The sequence below is a fragment of the Mesorhizobium shonense genome (assembly GCF_040545255.1).
Classification (GTDB): Bacteria; Pseudomonadota; Alphaproteobacteria; order Rhizobiales; family Rhizobiaceae; genus Mesorhizobium; species Mesorhizobium shonense.
In genome coordinates, this window is the sequence record NZ_JBEPLM010000029.1 from 35,190 (window position 1) to 50,631 (window position 15,442).

General features: G+C 66.2%; 10 protein-coding genes. All 10 read left to right on the forward strand.

The window, feature by feature from the left end; translation table 11 throughout:
- The first annotated feature begins 36 nt into the window (after nt 1-36).
- The 10 genes from ABID26_RS35330 to trxA all read left to right on the forward strand — a co-directional run bounded on the left by ABID26_RS35330 (nt 37) and on the right by trxA (nt 15,310).
- Nucleotides 37-438, forward strand: a complete 402-nt coding sequence (locus ABID26_RS35330) for a PTS sugar transporter subunit IIA (protein ID WP_125004918.1) — start codon at nt 37-39, stop codon at nt 436-438.
- On the forward strand, nt 435-731 hold the full coding sequence (locus tag ABID26_RS35335) for an HPr family phosphocarrier protein (protein WP_126096860.1): 297 nt from the start codon (nt 435-437) through the stop codon (nt 729-731). Before ABID26_RS35330 ends, ABID26_RS35335 begins: the two co-directional genes overlap by 4 nt.
- 286 nt (nt 732-1,017) lie before the next feature.
- Nucleotides 1,018-1,506 (forward strand): hypothetical protein, encoded by a 489-nt coding sequence (locus ABID26_RS35340; RefSeq protein WP_245460162.1) that lies wholly within the window; start codon nt 1,018-1,020, stop codon nt 1,504-1,506.
- Between the two features lie 371 nt (nt 1,507-1,877).
- Entirely contained in the window at nt 1,878-3,278 is a 1,401-nt protein-coding gene (ahcY, locus tag ABID26_RS35345) for an adenosylhomocysteinase (protein ID WP_126096859.1), read from the forward strand.
- A gap of 188 nt (nt 3,279-3,466) precedes the next feature.
- Nucleotides 3,467-6,034: a sensor histidine kinase gene (locus ABID26_RS35350; protein ID WP_126096858.1), complete on the forward strand. Its 2,568-nt coding sequence runs from the start codon at nt 3,467-3,469 to the stop codon at nt 6,032-6,034.
- Nucleotides 6,035-6,040: 6 nt separating this feature from the next.
- Nucleotides 6,041-7,552 (forward strand): tRNA (adenosine(37)-N6)-threonylcarbamoyltransferase complex ATPase subunit type 1 TsaE, encoded by a 1,512-nt coding sequence (tsaE, locus tag ABID26_RS35355; protein ID WP_126096857.1) that lies wholly within the window; start codon nt 6,041-6,043, stop codon nt 7,550-7,552.
- A complete protein-coding gene (locus tag ABID26_RS35360; RefSeq protein WP_126096856.1) occupies nt 7,549-8,271 on the forward strand; it encodes a nucleotidyltransferase family protein in 723 nt (240 codons plus the stop codon). The genes tsaE and ABID26_RS35360 overlap by 4 nt, the downstream gene beginning before the upstream one ends.
- Nucleotides 8,268-11,402 (forward strand): double-strand break repair protein AddB, encoded by a 3,135-nt coding sequence (gene addB, locus ABID26_RS35365; RefSeq protein ID WP_126096855.1) that lies wholly within the window; start codon nt 8,268-8,270, stop codon nt 11,400-11,402. The genes ABID26_RS35360 and addB overlap by 4 nt, the downstream gene beginning before the upstream one ends.
- A complete protein-coding gene (addA, locus tag ABID26_RS35370; RefSeq protein ID WP_126096854.1) occupies nt 11,399-14,911 on the forward strand; it encodes a double-strand break repair helicase AddA in 3,513 nt (1,170 codons plus the stop codon). Before addB ends, addA begins: the two co-directional genes overlap by 4 nt.
- Nucleotides 14,912-14,986: 75 nt before the next feature.
- Nucleotides 14,987-15,310 (forward strand): thioredoxin, encoded by a 324-nt coding sequence (gene trxA / locus ABID26_RS35375; protein ID WP_040972836.1) that lies wholly within the window; start codon nt 14,987-14,989, stop codon nt 15,308-15,310.
- The last annotated feature ends 132 nt before the right edge of the window (nt 15,311-15,442 follow it).

Below are 15,442 nucleotides of genomic sequence, written 5' to 3' on the forward strand. Positions count from 1 at the left end.
CGCCTGTAAAGCGGCGATGACGGGAGCCACCAAAGAATGATCGGACTCGTGCTCGTGACGCACGGTCAACTCGCCACCGAGTTCCGGCATGCCGTAGAACATGTGGTGGGGCCACAGGACAGTTTCGAAACGGTTGCGATCGGCGCCGACGACGACATGGAGAAGCGCCGGGCCGACATCGTCGACGCGGTCGCGCGCGTCGATACCGGGGCCGGCGTCATCGTGCTCACCGACATGTTCGGTGGCACGCCTTCCAACCTCGCCATCTCTGTCATGGAATCAGGCCGCACCGAGGTGATCGCCGGCATGAACCTGCCGATGCTGATCAAGCTCTCCTCGGTCCGCAAGGGCGACAACATGGCCGCCGCGCTCGACGAGGCGCAGGCCGCGGGCCGCAAATACATCAACGTCGCCAGCCAGCTTCTGAGCAGCAAATGAACGCCCATGCGCCGGAGAAGGACGAGGTGGTGCGGGAGTTTCCGATCGTCAACCAGCGCGGCCTGCATGCCCGTGCTTCGGCCAAGTTCGTCCAGGTCGCCAGCGGCTTCGATGCCACCATCCATGTCGAGAAGGACGGCGTGAAGGTCGGCGGCACCTCGATCATGGGCCTGATGATGCTGGCGGCAAGCCCCGGCTATTCCATCCGCGTCACCGCCACCGGCCCGCAAGCCGCGCCGGCCATGGACGCGCTGGAGCAGCTGGTCGCCTCGCGCTTCGGCGAGGAAATCTGACGAGCAAGTTTTTTGGCTTTATGCAGGGCGAGGCACCTATGGGCGATCTCGTTGGCCGAGTTCTCGCGCCGCTACAATCCAGCACGGCAGCAAGGCCAGGCCGTCATGTCCGGGAGGACGTGGGCGTCAAATGTGAAAGAGCAGCTCGGGACTAACCGGGCCGGAACACGCGTTGTCCTTAGAGTAGGGCAGGAAATGCCCACAAATATAGAGCAAGCCTCGCCACAGGGCCGCTTGAGGTAGCGGCAACGCAACGGCATGGCGCTCTCTAAATCGGAGGAATCCAATGGCACTCCTTGGAAGCGCTGCATTTGCGGCGGCGATGGCGCTTGGCTTGTCGTCGACCGCAGCGTCGGCGACAACAGCGGTAGATGTTCGGCTTTGGGACCAAGGCGCGGGCATGGTGATGAGGACCGGCATGACCTATCAGGCGCCGGGCCTCGATTTGTCAAAAGCGACGCAGGGGGTGAGGGCGTCGCGATCCAGCGCGCCGGCGGGCGTCATATCGTTCAAGGTCACCAACACCTCGAAGGATACCGTCCACGAGATGATCGTCATGCATCTAAAGGATCCAGCGCAACCGCTTCCCTATGTCGTAAGCGACGCCAAGGTGGACGAAAGCAAGGCTGACGACAGGGGGGAGGTTCCCGACCTCGCCCCGGGCAAATCGGGCACGCTGACCGTGACCCTGGAGCCGGGCAAGTACCTGCTGATCTGCAATCAGCCGAAACACTTCGCCGCCGGCATGTGGGCCTCGTTTGAAGTCACCAGGTAGGCAACACGGGCTGGCCTCTGCGCGCAGTGCCCCAGCTTGGGCCTGGCGAAACCCCAGCCCGCATCCTTGCCGCGGCCGTCATGTTCACATGACCCAAGATCGCGGGTCGGTCGCGGGGCTGAATGGCATCTGACACGCGTGTCTGTTCATCGCTCATGAGCAGGACCCAGTCCAAATGCATGTCGTTATCCCAAAACCGCCGGGCACTTTTGGGCGATGTGCATTGCCTCGAAGACATGCACGAATAAAGATTTCTTTATATCCCATTGTCGTTTGGCGGCCGATCTGCTAGTCAGGCCGGCAATCCGCGCCCCTCCATGCGCCGTCCCGGCGCCGGCGCGCTTTTGAGACAATCACACCGGAGCACTGCCATGACGGGTAGCAAGGACTATGTGGTCGCCGACATTTCGCTTGCCGGCTGGGGCCGCAAGGAGATCGAGATCGCCGAAACCGAAATGCCGGGCCTGATGGCCTGCCGCGAGGAGTTCGGCGACAAGAAGCCGCTCAAGGGCGCGCGCATCACCGGCTCGCTGCACATGACGATCCAGACGGCGGTGCTGATCGAGACGCTGAAGGCGCTGGGCGCCGACATTCGTTGGGCCTCCTGCAACATCTTCTCGACCCAGGACCACGCCGCCGCGGCGATCGCCGAGGCCGGCATTCCGGTGTTCGCCATCAAGGGCGAGACGCTCGAGGACTATTGGAACTACACCGATAGGATCTTCCAGTGGGCCGACGGCGGCACCTCCAACATGATCCTCGACGATGGCGGCGACGCCACCATGTATATCCTGCTCGGAGCGCGCGCCGAGGCCGGCGAGGACGTGCTGTCCAATCCGGGCAGCGAGGAGGAAGAGATCCTGTTCGCCCAGATCAAGAAGCGCATGAAGGCTTCGCCGGGCTTCTTCGCCAAGCAGAGGGAAGCGATCCGCGGCGTCACCGAGGAGACGACCACCGGCGTCAACCGTCTCTACCAGCTGCAGAAGAAGGGCCTGCTGCCCTTCCCGGCGATCAACGTCAACGATTCCGTCACCAAGTCGAAGTTCGACAACAAATACGGCTGCAAGGAATCGCTGGTCGACGGCATCCGTCGCGGCACCGATACCATGATGGCCGGCAAGGTCGCCGTGGTCTGCGGCTATGGCGACGTCGGCAAGGGCTCGTCGGCCTCGCTGCGCGGCGCCGGCGCCCGCGTCAAGGTGACCGAAGTCGACCCGATCTGCGCCCTGCAGGCGGCGATGGACGGCTTCGAGGTGGTCACGCTGGAAGACGCGGCGCCCACCGCCGACATCGTCATCACCACAACCGGCAACAAGGACGTCGTCACGCTCGACCATATGCGGGCGATGAAGGACATGGTGATCGTCGGCAACATCGGCCACTTCGACAACGAGATCCAGGTGGCGTCGCTGCGCAACCTGAAATGGACCAACGTCAAGCCGCAGGTCGACATGATCACCTTCCCGGACGGCAAGCGGATGATCCTTCTGTCCGAAGGCCGGCTGCTCAACCTCGGCAACGCCACCGGCCATCCGAGCTTCGTCATGTCGGCCTCGTTCACCAACCAGGTGCTGGCGCAGATCGAGCTCTTCACCAAGCACGGCCAGTACCAGAACCAGGTCTATGTGCTGCCCAAGCACCTCGACGAGAAGGTGGCGCGGCTGCATCTCGACAAGCTTGGCGCCAGGCTCACCGAGCTGTCGGGTGAACAGGCCGCCTATATCGGCGTGACGCCGCAGGGTCCGTACAAGCCGGAACACTACCGCTATTAACCAAAGCGAAAATATCTACAATATATTGAAGCCGGGTGTTGACTTTCCACCTGGCTTCATTTTTTGCGCCTATGATTCTTCACGCCGATTCCGGCAGGCGTTATTGTTGTGATTCGCGGTCCGGGGACAGTTGGGCCGGGAACGCATTCAGGGCGGTCTTGCATTCAAGCGGCGAAGAGGACCAAGACATGCCGGGGGACAACCCGCCACGCGCGGGAAAGGCCGTTTCCGGCGGCCACGAGGATTCGATCGGTACCGGCGCCGCCGCGTCAGGCGGCGGCTTTCCGTGGCGTGCCGGCGTTCGCCTCGGCGCGCTTCTTTCCGCCTCCGCGCTTTCGGGCCCGCTGCTTGGCCTTGCGGCGCATGCCGACACCGGCATCGCGCAGAGGGCGGCCCCGGCGGTCAGCACCGTCGAGGTGATGCAGCTTGCCATGTTCGTCGGCGTCATGGGCGCGGCCCTTGTCTCGGCCATCTTCCTGATCCGCGAGCGGGCGCGCACTTCGGCGCAAAATACCGAGCTTAGAGCCCGCATCGCCGATGTGAACGCGGCCCTGCAGCGTTCCGAGGCCTTGCTCAATTTGCGCGACCAGCGCGTCGTCGTCTGGTCTTCCGAGAACAAGAAGCCGGAGCTGATCGGCAGCCTGCCGCTGGAAAGCGGGGCGCCGGACGAGAGGTCCGCCTTCCTCGCCTTCGGCCGCTGGCTGATGCCGCGCTCGGCCGCGGCGCTCGAGAACGCCGTGGCTGCGCTCCGCGACGGGTCGAAGGCCTTCGACCTCGTCATCGAGACGCAGGCAGGCATTCCGCTGGAAGTGCATGGCCGAAAGAGCGCCGCGCATGTGCTGGTTCGCTTCATCTCGCTGTCGGAAACGCTGCGCAGCCAGGCCCGGCTGCAGATCGAGAACCAGCGGCTCAGCGCCGACTACGACACCATGCTCGGCCTGCTCGACGCGCTGAAGATGCCGGCATGGCTGCGCTCGGCCGACGGGCGGCTGAGTTGGGTCAACCGCGCCTATGCCGAGGCGGTGGAAGCGGAAAGCGCAGGCGCCGCGGTGCGCGAAGCGAAGGAGTTCCTCGGCGGACAGGCGCGTGAGCAGATCGCCGAGCAGCACAAGTCGCGTCCCGTCTTCGAGCAAACGCTGTCGACGGTGATCGAGGGCGATCGCCGCATGTTTTCGGTCACCGACTTCGCCAACGCCGATAGCTCGGCGGGATTGGCCTGCGACATCAGCGCCATCGAGACGATCCGCGCCGAATACGAGCGGACCGTGCGCAGCCACGCCGACACGCTCGACCAGCTCAACACGGCTGTGGCGATCTTCGACACGGACGAGAAGCTGCGCTTCTTCAACCAGGCATTCCAGAAGCTGTGGGGCCTCGACAGCGGTTTCCTACACAGCGCGCCCGACAACGCCCTGCTGCTCGACCGGCTGCGCAGCGAAGGCAAGATCGCCGAGCAGCCGGAATGGCGGCGCTGGAAGGAGAACCTGCTCGGCGCCTATCGCGCCGTCGAATCGCAAGAACATTGGTGGCACCTGCCGGACGGCAAGACGATCCGCGTGGTCGCCAATCCGCAGCCCAAGGGCGGCGTCACCTGGGTATTCGAGAACCTGACCGAGAAGATCGATCTCGAAAGCCGCTATCAGACCGCCGTGCGCGTGCAAGGCGAGACGCTGGACAATCTGGCGGAAGGCGTGGCGGTGTTCGGGCCGGACGGACGGCTTCGCCTGTCAAACCCAGCCTTCGTCACCCTGTGGGGGCTGCAGGCGGAGACGATCAAGCCCAACGTCCATGTCTCGGCGATCCGCGATCTTTGCGACCGGCGCGCACCCGACAGTCCCTGGAGCGGCTTCGTCGCCGCCATCACCGGCTTCGACGACGAGCGCCGCGACCGCCGCGGCCAGACCGAACTGGTCAACGGCACGGTGCTGAGCTATGCCGTGATCCACCTGCCCAACGGCCAGGTGATGATGACCTTCGTCGACGTCACCGACACCGTCAATGTCGAGCGGGCGCTGAAGGACAGGAACGAGGCGCTGGAGAAGTCCGATCAGTTGAAGAACGAGTTCGTGCAGCATGTTTCCTACGAGTTGCGCTCGCCGCTGACCAACATCATCGGCTTCACCGAGCTCTTGTCGCTACCGACGACGGGACCGCTGACACCGAAGCAGCGCGAATATGTCGAGCATGTCGGCTCGTCGTCCTCGGTGCTGCTCACCATCGTCAACGACATACTGGACCTGGCGACGGTCGATGCCGGCATCATGCAGCTCGACATTTCCGAGATGAGCATCGACAGGACCATCGCGGCAGCCGCCGAGCTGGTCGCCGACCGGCTGGAGGAGCACTCGATCAAGCTCACAATAGACGCGGCCTCGGCGCCAAAGAGCTTCCATGGCGACGAGATCCGTGTCCGCCAGATCCTCTACAATCTGTTGAGCAACGCCGCGAACTATGCGCCGGAGGCGAGCACGATCACGCTCACCTGCCGTCGGTTGACCGGAGGAGTCGAGTTCTCCGTCCACGACGACGGGCCCGGCATGCCGCCGGACGTGCTGGAATCGGTCTTCCGCCGCTTCGAGCCGCGCGCCAATGGCGGGCGCCGGCGCGGCGCCGGGCTCGGGCTGTCGATCGTCAAGAGCTTTGTCGAATTGCATGGCGGCACCGTGCGCATCGAGACCGGCATGGACAAAGGCACCACGGTCATCTGCACCTTTCCCGACACGCCGTCGGGCGGCATCCGCGAAGCGGCCGAGTAGCGCGCTTTGGCAAAGACCGTTCTGGAACGTTTTCTCGCCGATGAGGCGGCGACCGCAAGGCTTGGCGAAGACCTCGCCATGGCGCTGCGGACAGGCGACTCGATCGCGCTCAAAGGCGATCTTGGCGCCGGCAAGTCGACGCTGGCCCGGGCGCTCATCCGGGCGCTCGCCGACGATGCCAACCTCGAAGTGCCGAGCCCGACCTTCACGCTGGTGCAGAGCTACGAGACGCGGATACCCGTCCATCATTTCGACCTCTACCGCCTCTCCTCGCCGGACGAGCTCGACGAGCTCGGCCTCGACGACACGCTGGCGCAGGGCGCGGCACTGATCGAATGGCCGGAGCGGGCCGGAGACCGGCTGCCGGCAAATGCGCTCCAGGTCGAGCTTGCCGAGCAGGGCGCGGGTCGCGTGGCCCGGCTGTCGGGACAGGGACCAGCGTTCGAGCGCGCGGCGCGGTCGCTCGCGATGCGCGATTTTCTGACCAGCGCCGGATGGGGCGAAGCGGGCCGCCGGCATTTTGTCGGCGATGCGTCCGCCCGCTCCTACGAAATCGTCTCGCGTCCCGGCCAGGCGTCGCGCGTGCTGATGAATTCGCCGCGCCTCGTGCTCGGTCCGCCGGTGCGCGACGGCAAGCCCTATGCGGTGATCGCCCACACGGCGCAATCCGTCGCCGCCTTCGTCGCCATCGACCGGGCGCTGCTTGCCGCCGGCGTCGGCGTGCCCGCTATCCATGCCCAGGATCTCGACCAGGGCTTTCTGCTGCTCGAACATCTCGGCTCGGAAGGATTTTTGGGCAGCGACGGCCACCCCATCGCCGAACGCTATGAAGCGGCGGCGGAACTGCTCGCCATGATGCATGGCAAGGCCTGGCCGGATCGCATGGAAGCAGCGCCGGGCGTGTTCCACGAGGTGCCGCCCTTCGACCGCGACGCCATGCTGATCGAGGCCGATCTTTTGGTCGACTGGTATGTGCCGTGGATCACCGGCAAGCCGGCAAGCGATGAATTGCGAGCCGGCTACCACAAAGAGTGGAACGCCTTGCTCGACCGGCTTGCGGGCCAAGAATATACGCTGATGCTGCGCGACTTCCATTCGCCCAACATCATCTGGCGCGCAGAGCGCTCCGGCTTCGACCGGCTCGGCATCGTCGACGTGCAGGACGCGCTGATCGGCCCGGCCGCCTATGACGTCGCCTCTTTAGCCATGGATGCGCGCGTCTCCGTCTCGCCCGAGATCGAGCGGCGGACGGTCGATGCCTATATCGCCGCGCGGCATGCCGTGGGCGCTTTCGACGAGACCAGTTTCGCCGAGGCCTATGCGATCATGGCGGCGCAGCGCAATTCGAAGATCCTCGGCATCTTCGTGCGGCTCGAAAAGCGCGACGGCAAGCCCTACTATCTAAAACACCTGCCGCGCATCCGCGACTATCTGAGGCGGGCGCTGGCGCATCCGGCGCTTGGCCATTTGAAGGAATTTTACATGGCCCACGGCCTGCTGGAGGAACGCTCGCCATGAAGCCGAAGACCGCCATGGTGCTTGCGGCAGGCCTCGGCAAGCGCATGCGGCCGATCACCGACACGATGCCGAAGCCTCTGGTGAAGATCGCCGGCAAGACCTTGCTCGACTGGGGGCTGGACAGCCTGGAAGCCGCCGGCGTCAGCAAGGCCGTCGTCAACGTGCACCATCTGCCGGAGCAGATCATCGCCCATGTCGCCGGCCGCCGGGCGCCGAGGATCGTAATTTCCGACGAGCGCGAAGCCCTGCTGGAATCGGCGGGCGGTATCGTCAAGGCGCTCCCGCTCTTGGGCGGCGAACCCTTCTACATCATCAACGCAGACACCTTCTGGATCGACAGCGGTGAACCCAGCCTCGAGCGCCTTGCCCTTGCATGGGACGCTGCCAGAATGGATATTCTGCTGATGCTCACCGATCTCGACTCAGCAACCGGGCACTGTGTCGGCACCGACTTCCTGGTAGCGCCGGACGGCGCCTTGCGGCGTTCGAAGGGCGATCCGGCCGGCCTGATCTATGCCGGCGCCGCGATCATCCATCCGCGCGTATTCAAGGATGCTCCGGCGGGCTCGCATTCGCTCAATGTTTATTTCGACAAGGCGATCGCCGCCGGCCGCCTGTTTGGCATCGCGATGCGAGGCCGCTGGATCACCGTCGGCACGCCCGACGCCATTCCGGCCGCCGAGGCGGCGGTCGCCGGCGCTCTAGCGAAAGCGATATGAGCGGCTCGCGCCGCGTCTTTTCCATCCCGCCCGGAGCGCCGTTCCTGCCGACGCTCGCGGAGGCGTTGCTCGACGGCCGCCTGATCCCCGGCTTCCGCTTCGACGGCGACCCGCTGGCGCTCGCCGACGCCACCATCTATGTGCCGACGCGGCGCGCCGCGAGAGCACTGCGCGGCGCCTTCGTCGACGTGCTTTCTGAGTCGGGAGGGGGCAGGCGCTCGGCGATCCTGCCGACGGTGCGGCCGCTCGGCGAGTTCGACGAGGATGAGGCCGCCTTCGATGCGGGAACCGCACCCGCCATCGATCTCGCCCCGCCGATAGCGGCGCAGGAGCGGCTGCTGCTGCTGGCGCCGCTGGTGCGCGCCTGGAAGGAAAGCCTGCCGGCGCATGTCAGGGAGCGGTTCAACGAGGAATTCGTCGTGCCGACCTCGGCCGCCGACGCCATCTGGCTGGCGCGCGATCTTGCCCGCCTGATGGACGAGATCGAAACCGAGGGCACGGACTGGGCCAAGCTCGCAACGCTGGTCACCGGCAACCTTGCCGGCTGGTGGCAGGTGACGCTCGATTTCCTCGGCATAGTCACCGACAACTGGCCGGAGTTGCTGAAGGAACGCCACCGCTCCAATCCGGCCGCGCACCGCAGCGCGCTGATCCGGCTGGAGGCGGCGCGGCTGAAGCGCAATCCGCCGGCCGGGCCGGTGATTGCCGCCGGTTCGACCGGGTCCATTCCCGCGACCGCCGAACTGCTTGGCGTCATCGCCGGCCTGCCCAACGGCGCCGTCGTGCTGCCGGGTCTCGACCGCGAGCTCGACGACGCGTCTTTCGCGGCGATCTCGGCGCCCGGCGCGCGTCCGGCGACGCTCGGCCATCCGCAATATGGTCTCGCCAAGCTGATCGGCGGCATCGGGGTTGAGCGTCGCGACGTCGAGGAGATTGGCGAGGCGTCGAGGCCGCTTGCGGCGCGCGCGGCCCTTGTCGGCGAGGCGCTGCGGCCGGCCGAGACCACCGAGCGCTGGACCGAGACACGACCACGTTTCGCGGCAAACGATGTCGAGCAGGCGCTGGCCGGCGTGACGCTGGTAGAGGCGGCCAACGAGCGTGACGAGGCGGCGGCGATCGCGATCGCGCTGAAGCGCGCCGTGGAATTGCCCGGCAAGCGTGCGGCGCTCGTCACCGGCGACCGGGCGCTGGCGCGGCGCGTCTCGGCCGAGCTTCTGCGTTTCGGTGTCGTCGCCGACGACTCCGGCGGCGCGCCGCTGTCCAACACGCCGGCCGCCAGCCTGCTCAGGCTCGCGCTGAACGCCGCGTTCCGGCCCGGCGATGCGGTGGGTCTATTATCGCTGCTCAAGCATCCGCTGCTCGGGCTCGGTCTGGAACGCCAGGCCGTGCGCAGGGCGGCCGAACTGATCGAGTTGGCTGCGCTGCGCGGCGGCACGGGTCGTCCCGATGCCGCATCGCTCGGCGAGCTTTTCGAGACGCGGCTCGCGGACCTGAGCGGAGACACCCGGCAGCCTTTCTGGTTTTCGCGCCTCACCGTGCGCGGTATCGAGCAGGCGCAAGAGTTGCTTAGCCGCCTTACCAACGCGCTCTTGCCACTCACCGCGATGCGCGACGAGAAAGACGCCGACATCGCGACATTGACGCGTGCGAGCGTCGTGGCGCTGGAAGGTCTTGGCCGCGCGGTCGACGGCAGCCTGACGGAACTCTATGCCGGCGACGCCGGCGAGAAGCTCGCCGAGCTGCTGCGCGGACTGGTCGCCGCATCCTCGCCCTTCGTCTTCCCCGCAGCCGAATGGCCGGACGTGATGGAGGCACTGGTCGCGCCGGAAACGGTCAAGCCGGCGCAAGGCACCGATCGCAACATCGCCATCTGGGGCGCGCTGGAAGCCCGGCTGCAGAGCGTCGACACGCTCGTCATCGGCGGGCTCAACGAAGGCGTGTGGCCGCGCAAGCCGGAGAGCGACCGCTTCATGTCGCGGCTGATGAAGACCGGCATTGATCTCGAGCCGCCGGAGCGGCGCATCGGCCTTGCCGCGCATGACTTCCAGACGGCGATGGGCACCGAAACGGTGGTTCTGACGCGCTCGGCGCGATCCGGCGACGCGCCGGCGGTGCCGTCGCGCTGGCTGCAGCGCATCCTCACCTTCATCGGCAAGGACCAGGCGACGGCGCTTGGCCGGCGCGGTGACGCGCTGCTTGGCTGGGCGCGCGCCTTGGACGCCGGTGACAGGAAAGACTTCGCGGCCCGCCCGCAACCAAAACCGCCGCTGCGGCTCAGGCCGCAGCATTTCTCGGTCACCGAGATCGAAACGCTGCGCCGCGACCCCTATGCGATCTATGCCCGGCGTATCCTCGGACTGATGCCGCTCGACCCGCTGATCCGCGATCCGGGCGCTGCCGAGCGCGGCACGCTGTTCCACGAAATCCTGCATCTGTTCTCGCGGCGAGTGGAGGACCCAAGGGCGCCGGGCGCGCTGGCAAGACTGATCGAGGCCGGCCGCATCTCTTTTGCCGACGCAGCACTTCCGCCCGATATCGAAGCGGTATGGTGGCCGCGCTTCGAAAAGCTCGCCGAAAACATCATCGAATGGGAACATACCCGCGCCGAGGCCGTCGCCCGGCGCTTTGCCGAGGAGCGCGCCGAAAAGACCGTCGTCGGCCGCACCGGCGTCACGCTCTCCGGCTATGCCGACCGCGTCGACTTGCTCGCCGGCGGCATGGCCGATATCCTCGACTACAAGACCGGTTCCTCGCCCTCGAAAGCGCAGGCGCACACGCTCTTGTCGCCGCAGCTGGCGCTCGAAGGCGCGCTGCTCAGACGCGGCGCCTTCAAGGAGCTCGGCATCTGCGAGCCCTCGCAGCTTGCCTTCGTGCGGCTGAAGCCGAATGGCGAGGTTTTCGAGGAATCGATCCTCGAATACAACCGCAAGCCGAAGACCGCCAACGAGCTTGCCGAGGAGGCCTGGGCGCGGCTGGAGCGGCTGCTCTTCCACTATGCCGACCCGACAACCGGCTATCTGTCGCGTGCGCTGCCGTTCCGCGAAGGCGAAGCCGATGGCGACTACGATCATCTGGCACGGGTGCTCGAATGGTCGGCCGGCGGCGCCAGCGAGGACGAGGCGGAAGGATGAGATATCCGATCCCCTCCGATACCGCCGCCAGCCAGGCGCGCGCCTCCGACCCGCAAAATTCCGCCTGGGTGTCCGCCAATGCCGGTTCCGGCAAGACGCATGTGCTGGCGCAGCGCGTCATCCGGCTTTTGCTCAATGGCACCGACCCGTCGAAGATCCTGTGCCTTACCTATACGCGCGCCGCCGCCGCCAACATGTCGAACCGCGTGTTCTCGACCCTGTCGGAATGGACGGCCTTGCCCGACGCCGAACTCGCGGTGAGGATCGCCGCGCTCGACGGGCGCGGCGCCGACCGCGACACCATGCGGCGCGCACGCCGATTGTTTGCCGAGGCGCTTGAGACGCCGGGCGGCCTGAAAATCCAGACCATCCATGCCTTCTGCGAATCGGTGCTGCATCAGTTCCCGCTTGAGGCCAACATCCCCGCGCATTTCGAAATGCTCGATCCGCAAATGGAGGTCTCGCTGTTCGCGGACGCCCGCCGCGACATGATCTCGGGCGCGGGCGCCGGCGTCGAAGGCCTGGCGGATGCCTTTGCCACGGTGCTGGAGCGCGGCGGCGAATTCGGGCTCGACATGCTACTTTCGGAGATCGTCGGCAAGCGCGACGACTTGCGCGGCTTCATCCAAAAGCTCGGCAAGGGTCGGGATTTCAAGCCGCTCTTCGCCGAATTCGGCTTCGGGCCAGGACAGACGGCCGAGGACATCGCCGCGTCCGTCTGGCCGCTGCCCGGCTTCGCACCCGGCCAATTTGCCGAATTCGCCCGCGCGGCCGAAGCGGCTGACGCACGGCAAGTGCTGAACAATTTGCTGCCTTACGCGCGGGGCGCCTTTGCCGAGGCCGATCCGATCCGGCGGCTGCGACTGCTCGCCAAGGCGTTCCTGCGCTCCGACGGCGACCCTTACGATCCGCCGAAGATATTCAAGAAGGCGCTGGTCGACCGGCTGCCTGACCTGCCGGAGCGCTATCTCGCGGCGGCCAAGGCGATCCTCGACGTGTCGGACCGGCTGGCGCTGTTCCGCATGCTCGAAGGCACGGCCGCCGCGCTCACCGTCGCCGGCTGGCTGATCGCCCGCTACGAGCAACTGAAGCGCGGGCGGGGCTTCCTCGACTTCAACGATCTCATCACCCGCACCGTCAGCCTGTTGTCGCGGCCGGATGCCGGGCCATGGGTGCAATTCAAGCTCGACCAGGGCATCGATCACGTCCTGCTCGACGAGGCGCAGGACACCAGCCCGGACCAGTGGGAGGTGGTGAAGAAGCTGACGGAAGAGTTCTTCGCCGGGCTCGGCCAGCGCGAGGCGGTCAAGCGCACGGTCTTCGCCGTCGGCGACGAAAAACAGTCGATCTATTCCTTCCAGGGCGCGGCACCCGATTCCTTTGCCGAGAGCCGGGTTTTGTTTGCTGGGCGCGTGCGCGACGCCGAAGCCTCTTTCGCCGACCTCAAGCTCACCTGGTCGTTCCGCTCGAGCGACGACGTGCTGGCCGCTGTCGACCGCGTCTTTGCCGAGCCGGGCGTGCGGCGCGGCATCAGTCACGATCCCGATCCGCTGAGCCACAAGGCGATCCGCACCGATGCGCCGGGCTATGTCGAGGTCTGGCCGTCGATCGGCGCCGAAATGGTGGAAGAGCCGGACGATTGGACCTTGCCGGTCAACCATGCCAGCGCGCCGGCTGTGCGGGTGGCGGAGCACGTTGCCACGACCATCCAGAACTGGCTGCGCAATGGCGAGATCATCGAAGGCAAGGGCCGGAAGCTGACGGCCGGTGACATCCTTGTCCTGGTGCGCAAGCGCGACCGCTTCGTGCATGCGCTGTCGCGCAGCCTCAAGAACCGGCAGATCCCGGTGGCCGGCGCCGACAGGCTGAGCCTTCCCGGCCATATCGCCGTGCAGGACCTGATCGCGCTCGGCCATTTCTTGATCCAGCCGGAGGATGACCTGTCCCTGGCCGCCGTGCTGCGCAGCCCGATCTTCGAAGTGTCCGAGGAGACCTTGCTGATGGTCGCCGGCGAGAGACCCAAGGGGCAATCGCTGATCGCCTCGCTTCGGCAGCATGCGGCTGGGGACGAGGCACTGGCCGCCGTCGTTAGCCGGCTCGATGCCTGGGCGAACGAGGTCGCCTTCAAGCCGGTGTTCGAGTTCTACGCCGCCGCGCTGGCGCGCGATGGCCTGCGGCGCAAGATGACGGCGCGGCTCGGGCCGGAAGCCGGCGACATCCTGGACGAATTCCTGAGCTTCTGCCTGGCTGAGGAGCGCACCGGCCTGCCGGGGCTGGAATCCTTCCTCTCGACGCTGGAAAACGCCGGTCCCGAGATCAAGCGCGAGATGGACCAGACGCGCGACGAGGTGCGCGTCATGACCGTGCATGCAGCGAAAGGCCTGGAAGCGCCGGTCGTTTTCCTGGTCGACGGCGGCTCGGCACCGTTCAGCGACCAGCATTTGCCGCGGCTGATGGCGTTCGAAAGCTCGGGCGCTGAGTGGAGGGGCAAGGGCTATCTCTGGCGGTCGGCCAGCGACGTCGCCAACGGCATTTCGCGGGCGGCCTCGGCGCGGGCGCGCGAGCTTGCCGACGACGAATACCGGCGACTGCTCTATGTCGGCATGACGCGCGCCGAGGACCGGCTGATCGTCTGCGGATATCACGGCAAGCGGGCGCCGAGCGCCGGCACCTGGCATTCGATCGTCAGCCGGGCGCTACTCAATGCGTCGGAAAGCGCGGAGCGCCGGCATCCGGCGACGGCCGATGTGGCGGTGCATCGCTTCCATCTGACGAAGCTGCCGCCGGTGGCGCTTGCCGGAGCGGACGAGACGGCACCATTGGAGCATGCCGCGCCGCTGTCGGACGGCCTGTTCCGGCCGCTGCCGCCCTATGAGGAGCTGCCGCGGCCGCTGTCACCCTCCGGCGCCTCGGCGCTGATCGACGAAGCGAGCGAAGCCCTCCCCGACACGCGCTCGCCGGTGCTCGACGCCGAGGCTGAGCCTGGGTTCGCGGTGATGCGCGGACTGGCGCTGCACAAGCTGCTGCAGATGCTGCCCGGGATCGCCGAGGACGAAAGGCGAAGTGCCGCGGAACGCTATCTGGCGCGCGCCGGCGCTGATTGGCCGGCGGCGGAGCGCGGCAAAGCGCTGGAGGCGGTGCTTTCGATCCTTTCCGACAGAGGGTTTGGCGCGCTGTTCTCGCCGTCTTCACGAGCGGAAGTCGCGGTCATGGGCAGCCTGGAGGTGAAGGGCAAGCTGCGCTCCATCTCCGGCAAGATCGACCGGCTGGCCGTCACTGCCCAAAAGGTCTCGATCGTCGACTACAAGACCAACCGGCCGGCGCCGGCGAGCCTGGGCGAAGTGCCGCCGGCCTATGTGCTCCAGCTTGCGCTCTACCGCGCGCTGCTGAAGCCGCTTTATCCGGGTCGGGAGGTGACGGCTGCGCTGCTCTTCACCGAGGCACCCAGGCTGATCGAGCTGCCGGCTAACGCCATGGACGATGCCCTTGCCCGACTCACGGGAGCGTGACACAAGAACTGCTTGAACATCGCCGCCACAACCACCACATTTGGTGCAACCCCGAGTTCTCGAAAGGATTTCAGCATGGCCACCGTCAAGGTCGACAAGGGCAATTTCCAGGCCGATGTGCTCAACGCCAAGGAGCCGGTCGTGGTGGATTTCTGGGCGGAATGGTGCGGTCCCTGCAAGATGATCGCCCCGGCGCTGGAAGACATCGCCAAGGAGCTCGGCTCGAAGATCAAGGTCGCCAAGCTCAACATCGACGAGAATCCCGAGTTGGCCGCGCAGTACGGCGTGCGCTCGATCCCGACGCTGATGATCTTCAAGGGCGGCGAAGTGGCCGACATGAAAGTGGGTGCCGCGCCGAAGACCGCACTGTCGCACTGGATCAACGGCAGCCTCGCCTGAGGCAATCCAAAGATTCGACGAATGAGCCCGGCCGTCGTGAACTGACCCCCGAAAGTTGGACACAACCTTCGGGGGTTTTGCATGTCCAAACACAGTGCGCGTTTCAAGCGCTCGGTTGTCGATAGCTATTTG

What these genes read in the sequence shown, in the direction of transcription:
- addB (WP_126096855.1), top strand. Translation starts at nt 8,268, where the DNA reads ATGAGCGGCTCGCGCCGCGTCTTTTCCATCCCGCCCGGAGCGCCGTTC.
- ABID26_RS35350 (WP_126096858.1), top strand. Translation starts at nt 3,467, where the DNA reads ATGCCGGGGGACAACCCGCCACGCGCGGGAAAGGCCGTTTCCGGCGGC.
- ABID26_RS35340 (WP_245460162.1), top strand. Translation starts at nt 1,018, where the DNA reads ATGGCACTCCTTGGAAGCGCTGCATTTGCGGCGGCGATGGCGCTTGGC.
- ahcY (WP_126096859.1), top strand. Translation starts at nt 1,878, where the DNA reads ATGACGGGTAGCAAGGACTATGTGGTCGCCGACATTTCGCTTGCCGGC.
- ABID26_RS35335 (WP_126096860.1), top strand. Translation starts at nt 435, where the DNA reads ATGAACGCCCATGCGCCGGAGAAGGACGAGGTGGTGCGGGAGTTTCCG.
- addA (WP_126096854.1), top strand. Translation starts at nt 11,399, where the DNA reads ATGAGATATCCGATCCCCTCCGATACCGCCGCCAGCCAGGCGCGCGCC.
- ABID26_RS35330 (WP_125004918.1), top strand. Translation starts at nt 37, where the DNA reads ATGATCGGACTCGTGCTCGTGACGCACGGTCAACTCGCCACCGAGTTC.
- ABID26_RS35360 (WP_126096856.1), top strand. Translation starts at nt 7,549, where the DNA reads ATGAAGCCGAAGACCGCCATGGTGCTTGCGGCAGGCCTCGGCAAGCGC.
- trxA (WP_040972836.1), top strand. Translation starts at nt 14,987, where the DNA reads ATGGCCACCGTCAAGGTCGACAAGGGCAATTTCCAGGCCGATGTGCTC.